This window comes from Serratia sp. K-E0102, assembly GCF_029962625.1.
Classification (GTDB): Bacteria; Pseudomonadota; Gammaproteobacteria; order Enterobacterales; family Enterobacteriaceae; genus Serratia; species Serratia sarumanii.
Genome location: NZ_CP124754.1, coordinates 68,764 through 82,961, shown reverse-complemented (window position 1 = coordinate 82,961; position 14,198 = coordinate 68,764). Strand labels below are relative to the sequence as shown.

At 58.7% G+C, this 14,198-nt stretch carries 12 protein-coding genes and 1 tRNA gene; 3 read left to right on the top strand and 10 right to left on the bottom strand.

The features are described 5' to 3' along the window. Window positions 1-35 precede the first annotated feature (35 nt). The 3 genes from eptB to SSARUM2_RS00365 form a co-directional block, all read right to left on the bottom strand. Window positions 36-1,730, bottom strand: a complete 1,695-nt coding sequence (eptB, locus tag SSARUM2_RS00375) for a kdo(2)-lipid A phosphoethanolamine 7''-transferase (protein WP_033650007.1) — start codon at window positions 1,728-1,730, stop codon at window positions 36-38. A 226-nt stretch (window positions 1,731-1,956) separates the two neighbouring features. Beyond that, window positions 1,957-2,382: an organic hydroperoxide resistance protein gene (locus SSARUM2_RS00370; protein ID WP_016929533.1), complete on the bottom strand. Its 426-nt coding sequence runs from the start codon at window positions 2,380-2,382 to the stop codon at window positions 1,957-1,959. 160 nt (window positions 2,383-2,542) lie between these two features. Then, complete coding sequence (locus tag SSARUM2_RS00365) at window positions 2,543-3,007, bottom strand: MarR family transcriptional regulator (RefSeq protein ID WP_041037249.1); 465 nt, start codon at window positions 3,005-3,007, stop codon at window positions 2,543-2,545. A 96-nt stretch (window positions 3,008-3,103) separates the two neighbouring features. On the opposite strand from SSARUM2_RS00365, the gene SSARUM2_RS00360 reads away from it, so the two are divergent. After that, the gene (locus SSARUM2_RS00360; protein ID WP_033636604.1) at window positions 3,104-3,703 is read left to right on the top strand and encodes an HD domain-containing protein; all 600 of its coding nucleotides are present in this window, start codon (window positions 3,104-3,106) and stop codon (window positions 3,701-3,703) included. Here SSARUM2_RS00360 and SSARUM2_RS00355 read toward each other — a convergent pair whose 3' ends face one another. The 3 genes from SSARUM2_RS00355 to bglF form a co-directional block, all read right to left on the bottom strand. Then, on the bottom strand, window positions 3,704-5,098 hold the full coding sequence (locus SSARUM2_RS00355; RefSeq protein ID WP_060453011.1) for a carbohydrate porin: 1,395 nt from the start codon (window positions 5,096-5,098) through the stop codon (window positions 3,704-3,706). 127 nt (window positions 5,099-5,225) lie between these two features. After that, window positions 5,226-6,629 (bottom strand): 6-phospho-beta-glucosidase, encoded by a 1,404-nt coding sequence (gene ascB, locus SSARUM2_RS00350; RefSeq protein ID WP_041037251.1) that lies wholly within the window; start codon window positions 6,627-6,629, stop codon window positions 5,226-5,228. 14 nt (window positions 6,630-6,643) lie between these two features. Continuing rightward, window positions 6,644-8,506, bottom strand: coding sequence for a PTS beta-glucoside transporter subunit IIABC (gene bglF, locus SSARUM2_RS00345; protein ID WP_033650002.1), 1,863 nt, complete (start codon window positions 8,504-8,506; stop codon window positions 6,644-6,646). A 662-nt stretch (window positions 8,507-9,168) separates the two neighbouring features. Here bglF and SSARUM2_RS00340 point away from each other — a divergent pair. Next, window positions 9,169-9,918 (top strand): NAD(P)-dependent oxidoreductase, encoded by a 750-nt coding sequence (locus tag SSARUM2_RS00340; protein WP_033636599.1) that lies wholly within the window; start codon window positions 9,169-9,171, stop codon window positions 9,916-9,918. A 32-nt stretch (window positions 9,919-9,950) separates the two neighbouring features. Here SSARUM2_RS00340 and SSARUM2_RS00335 read toward each other — a convergent pair whose 3' ends face one another. Beyond that, window positions 9,951-11,117: an MFS transporter gene (locus tag SSARUM2_RS00335; RefSeq protein WP_039568202.1), complete on the bottom strand. Its 1,167-nt coding sequence runs from the start codon at window positions 11,115-11,117 to the stop codon at window positions 9,951-9,953. Between the two features lie 731 nt (window positions 11,118-11,848). On the opposite strand from SSARUM2_RS00335, the gene SSARUM2_RS00330 reads away from it, so the two are divergent. Then, a complete protein-coding gene (locus SSARUM2_RS00330; protein WP_162846235.1) occupies window positions 11,849-12,019 on the top strand; it encodes a hypothetical protein in 171 nt (56 codons plus the stop codon). 64 nt (window positions 12,020-12,083) lie between these two features. Here SSARUM2_RS00330 and SSARUM2_RS00325 read toward each other — a convergent pair whose 3' ends face one another. The 3 genes from SSARUM2_RS00325 to SSARUM2_RS00315 form a co-directional block, all read right to left on the bottom strand. Further along, complete coding sequence (locus SSARUM2_RS00325; protein WP_060453004.1) at window positions 12,084-12,596, bottom strand: Mpo1-like protein; 513 nt, start codon at window positions 12,594-12,596, stop codon at window positions 12,084-12,086. Between the two features lie 215 nt (window positions 12,597-12,811). Beyond that, a complete protein-coding gene (locus SSARUM2_RS00320) occupies window positions 12,812-13,855 on the bottom strand; it encodes a virulence RhuM family protein (protein ID WP_060453003.1) in 1,044 nt (347 codons plus the stop codon). A 170-nt stretch (window positions 13,856-14,025) separates the two neighbouring features. After that, window positions 14,026-14,120, bottom strand: a tRNA-Sec gene (locus SSARUM2_RS00315). Between the last annotated feature and the right edge of the window lie 78 nt (window positions 14,121-14,198).

Sequence of the window (14,198 nt, the reverse complement as noted above, 5' to 3'; positions counted from 1 at the left end):
GGGTGCGCAAGGCAGGCACCCGGCGGGAGGGGTTACTACAGGCTAGCGGGTGCCGTTTTATCCTGCGGCAGATGGCACCAGTTGTTTTTATCCACGATGCCGCCATCGGGAGACGTGTAGCCGAGGCAGCCGAGGATGGTGTCAAACAGCTCGACGTGGCGATGCGTTTTGCCGATGCGCTGCTGCGCCTGCAGCTGCTCAAAGGCGCTGAGGTGCTGCGGGTTCTCAAGGAATTTGTCCGACGCCCATACGATCATCGGCACGCGGAACTGCTCCGGCGGCGCCATTTCGCGCGGCGTACCGTGCAGGTGCGTGTTTTCACCGATCGATTCGCCGTGATCGGCGGCATAGAACACGATGGCCTTCTTGTCGCGCACCTGGTCTATCACATTGGCGATAAAGCTGTCGGTATACAGCACCGTATTGTCGAAGGCGTTGATCAGCTGCGCCTTGGTGCAGGAATCGTCCACCCCCATGCACTCCGGCTGATAGCGCGCATAGCTGCGCGGATAACGCTGCGAGTACAGGTAGTGCGAGCCTTTGGTATGCAGGATCACCAGGTGTTTGCCCTTCGGATAGCGCGCCAGCGACTCCTTCATTTCGTCCACCAACAGCATATCGTCGACCGCCTTGCCGTCGTTGCGCTTCTCGGACGCGATCATCTCGCGGAACGAATAGTTGTTCACCTCGGTGTTGTTGTAGAACCACACCTCGCTCTGCATGGCGAACAGCTCGGAAGAGAAGCCCAGATCCTTCAGTACCGCGAACACGTTCTGCTCTTTCAGCGTGCGCTGCGGGTTGTCTTCGGTGCCGCCTTCGCGCACGAACATACAGCGCAGCGACAGCTTGGTGGAGGTGTCGCACGACTCGCCGCGAAACGCCACCAGATTCTTCTCTTTAGACAGCCGCGGCGTGGTATCGCGCTCATAGCCCAGCATGCCCATGTGGTCCCAGCGCGTGGTCTCGCCGATGATGAACACCACGTAGGTGTCGTCGATATCCGCCGGCGGTACGTAGGTGAAGTGTTTGCCCGGATCGAACATCGTGCTCTGATCCTGGCTTTCGTCATAGCGGGTATAGGCAAACAACCCCAGCGCCGACAGCCAGTTGGACGGCAGATACGAGTGCGCCACCACGCCGCCGTAGCTCGGCAGATCGACGTTGGAGAGCTTCTCTTGCACGCTCTGCTCGTCGTCCAGCATGCGCAGCGGCAGCCAGACCAGCGCCACCACCGCCAGCAAGACCAGCAGCGGCTTGATGCGATGACCGGGGGTTTTCAGCTGTTCTATCAGGGTGTAACGCAGGCTGTTTTTCCAGATCAGCAGCAGCGGCAAGGCGCTGAGCGCCACCATCCACAGCACGAAGTGCAGGCCGACCACCTCTTTCGACAGATCGATGTCGGTGGTCATCACCGACACCACGATGCCGTAGCCGATCACTACGTTGAAAAACGTCATGTAGTAGCTGGCGGCAACCGAAATCAACACCAGCAGCGAAGCGACGATGCGATAAAACAGCCGGCCGCCGAGCGATACCAGCCGCATGATGAAGAACGTGAACAGGACGATAGCGATGACTTCCGTCACCGCCGAAATCACCTTAATCCCCTGAATGCCGTGCGCCAGCGAATCAAAACGACGATAAAAAACGGACAGGTTGAGAAATATACCGATATAGATCGCTAACAATAACGATAAATTCTGCTGTGATAGCGATTTAACTTTGTTCATGTAACGCGGTGGCTCCGGGGACGGTGTAGCGGTTCTGGATCAGTCAGACACTTATTAGGGCTTCTGGTTCAGCCAACCGGCAATAAGCGTTATTTTGCGGGTAATAATCAAGAGAATTCTCACAAAACGGGCAATTTTTACGCTTTTTGCAAACGGCTTTCAAGCGGGGCAGATAAGAAAATGGAGGGTCAAACCCTCCATTTTTTTCGCGATAAGGATAAAAATCTTACTTAACGTTCAGAGTCACATCGATATTTCCGCGGGTGGCGTTGGAGTATGGGCACACCACGTGCGCCTTTTTCACCAAATCTTCCGCCACGCTGCGCTCGACGCCCGGCAGCGAGATATCCAGCTGCACTTCGATGCCGAAGCCGTTCGGGATTTCACCGATGCCGACGGTGCCGTCGATCTTCGCTTCGGCCGGGATTTTAACCTTTTCTTTCGCCGCGACAAACTTCAACGCGCCGAGGAAGCAGGCCGAGTAACCGGCGGCGAACAGCTGCTCGGGGTTGGTGACTTCACCGCCGGCGCCGCCCATCTCTTTCGGCACGCCCAGTTTCACGTCCAACACGCCGTCGGAGGAGGTCGCACGGCCGTCGCGGCCGCCGGTTGCGGTGGCGTGAGCGCGGTAAACCACTTTCTCAATAGACATCGTTCATTCCTTCTTGCTGGTTGGCGAGATGACTACGGCTTCCACGAGGTAAAGCCGGTCACATATTTATCTTTTGCGATTAAATCGCGCACTACTTATTTTTGACGCTTATTAACCAGTGTAGACCACCCCTGCCGTTCTTGCGTTCGGCGGCGGCGGGTCAAATCTGATCGATCAGGCTGCCGCGCAGCTTTTCCAGCTGCTGTTTGAGCGAGACGATCTCGTCCAGGCTGCAGTCGGTGGCGCACATCACCGCCTCGGGCACCGATTGCGCCCGCTCGCGCAGCGCGCGGCCGGCTTCGGTAAGTGCAATGATCACCTGCCGCTCGTCGGCGGTGGCGCGATAACGCACCAGCAAACCGGCGGTTTCCAACCGCTTCAGCAGCGGCGTCAGCGTGGCAGAATCGAGGAACAGCCGCTCGCCGATATCCGATACCGTCACCCGATCGCGCTCCCACAGCACCATCATCACCAGGTATTGCGGGTAGGTGAGTTCGAGCTGACTCAACAGCTTGCGATAAACTTTGTGCAGCGCCAGGTTGGCGGAGTACAGCGCGAAACAGAGCTGCTGATCGAGCTGCAGCAGATGCTTCGCGTGGGGTTGTTCGGTATCGGTGCTTTTCATGTGTCTGAATATAGATAGCGCACGATGTAATCGCAAGCTATTTCTTGTGAGGTATGCTACCTTTTTTTATGCAGAGGATGCTCGGAGGGAAAGGAAATGACAAACACGCTTGTAGAACGCGCGCGCCGCTACGCCACCAAGGCGCATGCGGCCATCGATCAGCGCCGCAAATACACCGACGATCCGTACATCGTCCACCCACAGGCGGTGATGGAACTGGTGCGCAGCGTGCCGCACACCGAAGAGATGCTGGCGGCCGCCTGGCTGCATGACACGGTGGAAGACACGCCCACCACCCTCGGCGATATCGAAAGCCACTTCGGGCCGAAGGTGGCGGAGCTGGTGCGGATGCTAACCAACGTCAGCCGCGCCGAGGACGGCAACCGCTTCGAGCGCAAAAACCGCGATCGGCGCCACAGCGCCGGCGCATCGCCGCAGGCCAAAACCATCAAGCTGGCGGATCTGATCGACAACACCCGCTCGCTGCTGGACTATGACAGCCACTTCGCTCAGACCTACCTGATCGAGAAACAGCGTCTGCTGGAGGTGCTGACCGAAGGCGACCCGACGCTGTGGCGCCAGGCCAGCCATATCGTTGAGCAAGGGCTGCTCCGCTTGCAGCAGCCGCCGCACAACGTGCCCGCCAGCTGGTTCGAACACGCCCGCCGGCGCTACCGCGAGAGCGACGCGGCCTGATCAGAAGGTCACCACCGTTTTCAACGCCGTCACCCAGGCGTCCTGCGTCTCGCTGACGCCCGCCGGGTGATGCCAGTACTGCAGGCCCGGCTGCAGCTGCAACCACGGCGTGACGTTCACGCGATAATAGAGCTCCGCCGTCACCGAGTGGCCCGGCACCGGCCGGTAGCTCGGATCGTGATAATCGCTGACGCCGTTGATTTGGTTGAGATAACGCTGATTATCTTTATAGCGGTCGCTCAGCTTCACCACCGAGACGCCCAGCCCCAGCCAGTCGTCCGGCCGCGCATCGAACAGCCCGCGATAGCGAATGCCGGTCGAGGTAGACCAGTGCAGGTAGTTGCTGCGCTGATCCCCCATCCCCAGGCTGTAAAACACGCTCAGACCGCGGTTTATGTCGTCCGCATGGCGCGTCACCTGCTGATTGAAACCGGTATACAGGAACCAGGTGCGATCGTGGCTGCGATAGCCCTGCGGATCGCTGGCGCCCGGCCCGCCGGACACCCCTTCATAAAGATCGCTCTGGCGCGCGTTGGTGAACAGCACGCCCAGGTTATACACCCCCGGCAGCTGGTTGACGGCGTGGGTTTTCAGCTCCAGCTCCATCGGCAACAGGAAGCCTTTGCTGCCCTTGGTGGACCAACTCCAGGCGTGGCTGCGGCTGGGGGCGCTCGGGTTCTGCTCCATCACGCCGCCCTTGAGCGTCAGGCCGTCGGTCAGCTTGTATTGCAGCGTGGTGCCCCAGTAATGCACGTTCCAGTTGTACCAGGTCAACGAGTTGGCAGACTTGCCGCCGCACAGCGTCAGCGTCTGAAAATCGCAGGGGATGATCTGATCGAAATCCTGCACCTTGTTCATCATGCCGATGCGCCACTGCAGCCGGCGATCGAGGAAGGACCGGCTGAAGGTCAGCCAGCCCAGGCGGGTAATCGACTGCCCGCCAAAGCTCTCCTGCGACAGATCGGTCAGGCCGACGCGCGGATCCTGCAAGCGATCGCGGGTCAGGTTGTTGTCATGGTTGCGGTTGACGATATTGCCTTCGATCGCCGCGTCCGGAATGCCGGTCAGCGCCTGCAAATCCTGGCTGAAGGTCAGCGAGAATTGGTCGATGTACGACGCCTGTTTATCGTGGTTGTAACCGCCGCCGGCGTTATACGACAGCTGGCTGAGGTAGCCGAGGTTATAGTGGAAACCGTGATCCTCCAGGATCGGCCTGATCCCCAGCATATCCCCCAACAGCCCGGGCTGCGGCGGTTCAAAGCCGAGCGCCACCCCTTCCCACTTGGCGGTGGGGGCTTCGACGTCCTTGCCGGTTTGCAGCGTTTCCGCCTGCGCCTGGCTACAGAGCAGCGCCAGCGCCGCCAGGGTTATGGAACGTGGTAATAAGCTTTTCATCATTATTATATTTCTCCGCATAACGGCTGACTGCGGGCAACAGCATTCCCTGGGAGAGAATTTCCCATCATGAACAGCAGCGAATAACGTTAGGTTAACGCCCGGCGCTTGCCGCCGGGCTTAGAGGTTAGCGTCGGTCTTTCAGGCTGGCGCCGTTGCTGTGGATCACATCGCGATACCAGAAGAAACTCTTCTTGCGGCGGCGCGCGAGGCTGCCGTTGCCGGCATCGTCCCTGTCGACGTGAATGAAGCCGTAGCGCTTCGACATTTCGGCCTTCGAGGCGCTGACCAGATCGATCGGCCCCCAGCTGGTGTAGCCCATCACCTCGACGCCGTCGTCGATCGCTTCCGCCACCTGCACCAGATGGTCATTGAGGTAGTTGATGCGGTAGTCGTCGTGGATGCTGCCGTCGGCTTCGACGCGGTCTTTGGCGCCCAGCCCGTTCTCGACGATGAACAGCGGCTTCTGATAGCGGTCGTACAGCACGTTGAGCAGGTAGCGCAGCCCGATCGGGTCGATTTGCCACCCCCACTCCGAGCTGGCCAGATGCGGGTTCGGCACCATATCGAGAATGTTGCCGCGCGCCGTCTCGTACTGCTCCGGATCGGCGGTGACGCAGCCGCTCATGTAGTAGCTGAACGAGATGAAGTCGATGGTTTCGCGCAGCGTTTGCCGATCTTCCTCGGTGATCGCCACCTGAATGCCGTTTTCACGGAAGAAGCGCTGCATATAGGCCGGGTAATAGCCGCGCGCCTGCACGTCGCCGAAGAACAGCCAGTCGCGGTTTTGCCGCTGGGTTTCCAGCAGATCTTCCGGCTTGCAGCTCAGCGGATACAGAATGCCGCCCAGCAGCATGTTGCCGATTTTGCCCTCCGGCACGATCTCGTGGCAGGCTTTCACCGCTTTGGCGCTGGCCACCAGCTGATGATGGATCGCCTGATAGATGGCGCTCTTGTCGCTCTCCTGCGGCAGGCCGACGCCGGTGAAAGGCGCGTGCAGCGACATGTTGATCTCGTTGAAGGTCAGCCAGTGTTTGACCTTGTGCTTGTAGCGTTCGAACACGGTGCGCGCATAGCGTTCGAAGAAATCGATGGTGCGCCGATCGCCCCAGCCGCCGTAGTGCTTCACCAGGCCGTAAGGCATCTCATAGTGCGACAGCGTGATCAGCGGCTGAATGCCGTACTTCGCCATCTCGTCGAACAGCCGATCGTAGAACGCCAGCCCGGCTTCGTTCGGCGTCTCTTCGTCGCCCTGCGGGAAAATACGCGTCCAGGCGATCGAGGTGCGCAGGCACTTGAAGCCCATTTCGGCGAACAGCGCGATATCCTCCGGGTAACGATGATAGAAATCGATCGCCACGTCCTTGATGCCGCTGTCGCCCGCCGTGCGCGGCGTGATGGCGCCGAAGATGCCCTGCGGCTGCAGATCGGAGGTCGACAGCCCCTTGCCGTCGGCCTGATACGCGCCTTCTACCTGGTTCGCCGCTACCGCGCCGCCCCACAGAAAATGTTGCGGAAACTTGCCGTTCATCGCTTGCTCCTCAATTAACGTAATAAAGTCAGCAGCGGCGCCTGTTCCTGCACCGGAGACAGGCCGCTGGTCAACACGTCCACGTAGTCATCGCTGTTGCTGATGATGATCGGCGTGGTGGTGTCATAGCCGGCGGCATGGATCGCCGCCTGGTCGAACTCGATCAGCAGATCGCCCGGGGCGACCCGCTCGCCTTCCCGCACGTGGGCGGTGAAATGCGCCCCGTCCAGCTTCACGGTATCGATGCCGACGTGGATGAGAATCTCCGCGCCGTCGTCCGATTCAATGCCGATGGCGTGTTTGGTTTTGAACAGCGACGCCACGCTGCCGCTCACCGGCGCCACCACGCGCCCCTGCTGCGGCGCGATCGCCACCCCTTTCCCCAGCAGGCCGCTGGCGAAGGTCGCGTCGTTCACCTGATCCAGCGGCACGATGTCGCCGGCGATCGGGCTGAGGATGGCCTGTTTGCGGTTAAGCGGCGCGGCGGCTTCAGGCTGCGCCGTCTCTTCCGCCGGCGCGACGCCGAACAGGTAGCTGGCCAGCGCGGCGAACACGAACGACAGCAGAGTGCCGCCGATCGCGCCCCATACCGTGGCGTCGATGCCGCCGCCGGGGATGATCTGCGCGAAGGTGAATACGCTCACCAGGCCGAACGAGTAGACCGAGGTCTGGAAGTAACCGATCACCGCACCGCCCAGCGCGCCGCCGATACAGCCGAAGATGAACGGGCGTTTGTTCGGCAGCGTGACGCCGTACACCGCCGGTTCGGTGATGCCGAAAATCCCGGCACCGATGGCCGAAGCGGACAGCGCCCGCAGTTTGGCGTCGCGGGTGCGCAGCATCACGCCCAGCGTGGCGCCGACCTGCCCCATCACCGCCGGCAACAGCAGCGGCACCATGGTGTCGCGCCCCAGCACGCTCAGGTTGTTGATCATCAACGGCACCAACCCCCAATGCAGGCCGAAGATCACGCACACCTGCCACATCGCCCCCATAAAGGCGCCGGCAACGATCGGGTTAAAGGCGTAAATGCTCTGATAGCCGTTGGCCAGCAGGTGGCTGAGCCAGGTCGCCGCCGGGCCGATCAGCAGGAAGGTCAACGGCACGGTGATCGCCAGGCACAGCAGCGGCGTGATGAAATTGCGCAGCGCGCTGTGGATCACCCGGTTAAACAGCGGCTCCAGGCGGCAAGATACCCAGGCCGCGAAGATGATCGGGATCACCGACGAGCTGTAGTTGATGAAGGTGAGCGGAATGCCGAAGAAATACTCGCGCACCGCCCCCGGCTGCTGCGCCGCTTCGAACGCCGCCATCATCAGCGGATGCGTCAACGCGCCGCCGATCGCCATGGTGACAAACGGGTTGCCGCCGAATTTTTTCCCGGCGGTGTAGCCGAGCATGATCGGGAAGAAGTAGAACAGCGAATCGCTGGCGGCGAACAGCATTTTGAAGGTGCCGCCGCTCTCCAGCAGCCAGCCGCAGGCCAGGCTCAGCGCCAGGAAGCCTTTCAGGATCCCCGAAGCGGCCATCACCCCGAGCAGCGGGGTGAAAATGCCGGACACCAGATCGATAAAGCGGCTGAGCAGGTTGTCTTTTTTGCCGCCCGCGTCGTCGCTCGGCGCGCCGTCGGCCAATCCGCCAACCCGGTTGACCGCGTCGAACACCTCCGCCACGTGGTTGCCCACCACCACCTGGAACTGGCCGCCGCTCTCTACCACCATGATGACGCCAGGATTTTTCTTCAGCGCTGCCGCGTTGGCGCGAGTGTCATCGCGCAGCTTGAAACGCAGGCGGGTGGCGCAGTGCACCAGGCTTTTCACATTGTCGCGGCCACCGACGCCGGCCAAAATCTCACTGGCTAATGTGTCATATTTCATACGGTTATCCTTAGACTTCGCGTTCTGCCGCTCCCCCCGCACTGGCCTGGCGCTGAGGCGGAATTCGGCGCAAAAAAAAACCTAAACCTCGCGGCCTCTGCCCCATCGGGGAACAGAAACGCGAGGTTTAGGTTTTGCCTGCCGTAGCAGTAACAACCCTAAATCGGTTGAGTTATGACGTTAACACCGCGGATTTTGCCGGCGCAAGGCTTTGCACCGGCAAATTGCCGAACTGTGATCGGGTGGGCAAAACCGTCCCGGGGTGGCAAATAAGGCCTGCCGCCCTCTATCGGCTTCAGCGCCACGGTGATATATCGCGCAGGCGATAGAATGGAAAGGGGTGGCGGAGTACCGCTCCGCTTCGCCCAAAAACATAAGATTAACTAACCTAATAATTCACTATCAAGCGAAAGCAAAGCGCTCGCTCATCCACTGCCAGTCCTCGTTTTTTCGTCACAACCCGCAATCCATAAGGTAAATAGATCGCCAAACCTGATTGCGCATCGTTAACATCCCACGATATTCACCCGCGCAAAAATCACCGTGCGCAATTGACGATGGCGACAGAAACATCAGAGAGACTAATTAAAACGACTGGACAAAAGTCACGCGGGCGATTATTACTGGTCAACGCGTAATCGATTGTAGGGATGACAGCGACCATGACGTTGCGGACTGAGTTGGGACGGATTCTGATCACCGGCGCCGGCGGCCGGGTAGCCACGGCGTTTCGTCTGGCGATGGGCGATCGCTACCCGCTACGGTTGGCGGAACGAGACATCAGCCTGCTGAGCGATCGGCAGCCGGGCGACGAAGTCATCAGCTTCGACATCGCCGATCTCGATGCCTGCCGCGCGGCCTGCGCCAATATCGACACCGTGTTGCATCTGGCGGCCGATCCCTCCCCCGATGCCGACTTCTGCGGTTCGTTGATGGACAACAACATTCTCGGCACCTTCAATATCTTCCGCGCGGCGAAAGACGCCGGCTGCCGCCGGGTGGTGTTCGCCAGCAGCGCGCAGGCGGTGGAAGGCTATCCGCTCGATTACCAAATCCGCCCGGACGACGCGCCGAAGCCGAAGAACCTGTACGGCGCCAGCAAAGCCTTCGGCGAAGGCATCGCCGCCTACTTCGCCCATCAGGAAGGGCTTTCCGCCCTGTCGGTGCGCATCGCCAACTTCACCACCCTCAGCCCGGGCGATCGGCTCAGCGCTCGCGACATGAGTGCGTTCCTCAGCCATCGCGACGCCGCCGATCTGCTGGAGCGCTGCATTCGCGTCGAAGGGGTGCAATATGCGGTGGTGCACGGGGTTTCCAATAACCGCTACACGCGTTTATCGCTGGAAGAGACCCGTCGCCTGCTGGGTTACGCCCCGCAGGACGATGCGTTCAGCCTGCTCGGCTTTGAGTAGGTGCGGCGAGCAGGCCCGCCGCATCTGCGTATTTAGCCGTTGGCGTAAACGACTTTTGCAGCGGTGCGGCTGGTGAACAACACCAACAGCAGCGCCAACCCGGCGATAATCGCCCCCATCACCGGCACGAAGCTGTAGCCCAAACCGGCGGAGACCACCGCGCCACCGGCGGCGGCGCCCAGCGCATTGCCCAGGTTGAAAGCGCCGATGTTGACCGAAGACGACAGCCCCGGCGCTTCGCTGGCCACGCGCATCACGCGCATCTGCAGCGGCGGCACCACGGCAAAGGTCGCCGCGCCCCAAATCACCATGCTCACCGCCGCGCCGATGTCACTGCGCGCCAGCAGCGGGATCAGCAGCATGATGGCCACCAACAGCAGCAGGAAGCCCTTCAGCGTCGCGCTCTCGGAACGGTCGGCGAACTTGCCGCCGAGGTAGTTGCCGATCGAGAAACCGACGCCGATCAGCACTAGCATCACCGTCACGAACAGCGGCGTCGCCTCGGTGATGTGCTGCAATACCGGCGAGATGTAGGTATAGAGCGTGAACATCGCGCCCGCCCCCAGCACGGTCGTCAGCAGCGCGGTCAGCACCTGCGGCCGCACCAGCACCGACAGCTCGCGTTTCACGTCAGGGCGCGCCCCGGCGCTGCCTTTCGGCAACGAGAACCACAGCCCCAGCATGGCGATCACGCCCAGCCCGGCCGTCGCCAGGAACGACATGCGCCAGCCGATGGTTTCACCCAGCCAGGTCGCGGCAGGCACCCCGCCGATATTGGCGATGGTCAACCCCATAAACATGGTCGCCACGGCGCTGGCCTGTTTCTCTTTCGGCACCACGCTGGCGGCCACCACCGATCCGAGGCCAAAGAAGGCGCCGTGGTTCAGGCTGGTGATGATGCGCGACAGCATCAGGGTGGTGTAATCCGGCGCGATGGCCGACAGCACGTTGCCCAGGGTAAAGATCGCCATCAGGAAAATCAGCGCGCTTCTGCGCGCCCGGTGCGACAACAGCAGCGTCATCAGCGGCGCGCCGACCATCACGCCGACGGCGTAGGCGCTGATCAACATGCCGGCCATCGGAATGGAGACGTCCACCCCTTTGGCGATGGTCGGCAGCAAGCCCATGGGAGAGAATTCGGTGGTGCCGATGCCAAACGCCCCCACCGCCAGCGCTAACAAGGGATAATTCACTTTCATGCAACAACTCCGGTTTACCGCTGCCGAAGCGCGGGAACAGTTAAGATGCCGAAAGTATGACATTGATCACACCAAAGATAAGCAGGCGGGAGGCTAAAAGACTTTTGCAAATTTGTTAAAAGTGAGGAGGTGAGATCGGCATTGGGCATCAAGGTTGCTTTACCGCGATCGCGGCGATGCGTGCGGAGAATGGCGTTAATGCGTCTGAAGGATAAGCGCCGAGGGGAATCACTCTGCACTTGGGGTATTTAACCTCCGCATACCATGCCCGGATAAATCCAATGAAAAACCAACGATATTCCTTACTGATTATGCGTTATCGGCGATAGCATGGAAAACCCTTGCCCTACCAACTCACTTATATACACGCAATGAATGTAACCAACAAAATTAATTCTTATATAATTCTGAAATGAATTATATAAGCCAAATAAACACCATTGATATCAGAATACACAAAAAGAAACTAACATAATGAAATTGAAAACATTTTACAGATAGCTTCCAAAACAATTAAATTCAAAAATAATTACAATTCATAGATTAAAATGATAAATAAGTTGATATTTAAAAATTAAAAACGTAAATAAAAAAGTCAAAGAATCCAAATAAGAAAGAGAAAATATGCCTATCTTCCATATTCTCCCCTATGGGTTGAATATATAAGCGAACATGTAAATATCTTTATGCCCGGCGCTATGGTGGCGCCGCTTTGATTAAGGAAAGATCGTATGTCTAAGTCACCTATTGGTACTACCGCCTCAACAGGACAGAAATGCCCGGAAAGCGGTGTCTGGGAAGTGGTTGGCAAACCCTCAACCACAGCGCCAATCGCCAAAGGCAATATCATGCCTCCCTATGGCGGTAAAGGCGTCACCTGGAAATTGATCCAACACGCCTAATCTGAACCCATTCAGCCTCTTTCTTTGAAAGAGGCTCTTCATCTGACTATCGGAATCGCCTCGTTTAGCGCTTTGCATTGCGCACTTTGCCCGAGCGCAGCTCGATGTTCCGCTGCAGTTCGCGCAGCCCGCCGGCCAGGAAGCAGGCTTCCGCCAGCACGAACAGCGGGCCGATGATAAGGCCCGTCACGTCGTCCATAAACGCCGGTTTTCGCCCCTCCCAGAAATGCCCGACAAACTGAAACAGCCAGCCGATGACGAAACCGCCGATGCCGATGCTCAGCCACGCCGCCGTCGACAGCGACGCCACCCAGGCGCCGATCCCGAGGCACAGCAGCAGCAACGCCAGCATCATGACGCCAAGGCGCAGGCTCAGCCGCAGGTAATAGAGGGCCGCGACGATAACCACCGCGCAGGCCGGCGAAAACGGCAGCCATCCCGCCCCCCACGCCGGCCGGGAGAGCAGCGCCAGCAGGCTGACGACGATCAGCGGAATGCCGATGAAATGCGTGGCGATATTGCGCGCATCGCGGTGATAGGCGGCATAAGCGGCAAGTTGATCTTCCAGACTTCGCATGTTGACCTCCGAATGGTGCGCGCACGGCCGAGCCGGCTCATTGCATTAAAGATAGCCGTATCGTTCAGCATAGGAAAATGGTCAGAGATTGGCGATCACAGGAGTCGCATTTGATAGTCAGTTCTATTGAATTTACTCAGTTTTATCCAGTTCGATTTTGAACCATGCCCCCTATTATGCCCCCAAATTATTTTGCTTGTGGGGTTCAAGGGGCTTTATGGCTGCTTCTTGGTGTCTGTTTTCCACTGCAGTAAACCGGCGATATCCTGTTCCCCCGCCGCTTCTTTTAAGCGGCGCTGCTGCTCGGCATACTGGACGTATTCAGCCTGCGCTTTTTCATCTGCCGCTTTCTTACTGACCGTGCCAGCACCTTGTAGAACGTCACGGTCGTTAAATTGCAGAAACTGATCCAGCTTATCCTGCCAGTCACGTAGGAACACCTGTTGACGACGCCGCGCCTGATCTTCAGCGAAATCCAACCACATGTTGACCACGCGGTTGAGTTCGCTGACTTCGTCCTGATTGAGGTAATTTTTCGCCACCGTCACGTCGCTTTTGCATACTTCCTCGCCCTTATAGCTGCTCAAGCCCATATGGGGCTGGTTGGCGTCAGCCCGCTGATGGATGAGTTCAGCAGCGGTGTGGCCGGTGCAGGCAAAATGCAGCTTGTTTTGGATAGTTTGGAAAAACAACGTTGTCTCTTTAAGTGACGGCTGATAGTCGGCGGCTAATGCGAAGATCTCCCATACCCGCAAATAAACCCGACGCTCACTGGCACGGATATCACGGATGCGCTCCAGCATCTCATCAAAGTAATCAGGCACAGCGGATGAACCCACGGGCGGATTTTTAAGCCGCTCGTCATCCATCACGAAGCCTTTGATCAGGTATTCCTGAAGAGTTTGGGTCGCCCACTGGCGAAATTGGGTGCCACGAGGCGAACGAACACGATAACCGACGGCAAGAATAACGGGCAGGCTATAGTGCAGGATATTGCGACTTACCTGACGGGCCCCTTCCTGCTGAACTTGTAAGTAAGACTTACAGGTTGCGTTTTGTTCAAGTTCCGCTTCTTCGTAGATCGCTTTGATGTGCTGCGTAATCGCCTGGGGAGTCACTTGATAAAGATTCGCGATGGTTGCCTGGGGCAACCACAGCGTTTCTTGCTCAAAACGACATTCAACGCGCACTTCGCCATCATCGCTGGCAAACATAACAAACTCACCTGCCGGTGATTGGGTTAAGTGCTTGTCTGCCATGTCGCCTCCGCTTTAATCTGACTTACAACGCTGTAATTCGCTAAGTATGCCAGAGAACCACATCAAAGCTCATTACTCGAACAACGGTTATTTTCCCAAAAAAATGTCTGCAAGCTGACTCGCTTGGATAGGATTTTGTTGAATTCAAGAAAGTGTGGGAAACAGTAATTTGGCGGAAGATCACAGGAGTCGAACCTGCCCAGGACCGCTGGCGGCCCCAACCGGATTTGAAGTCCGGCCGCCCCACCGGGGACGAGGATCTTCCTTGGAGAAGAGAAGAAGCAAGGCGCTGATTATAGCGCAGTTTGTTCGCTGCGCTAAGCGGGAAATCGTGCGGCCGCCG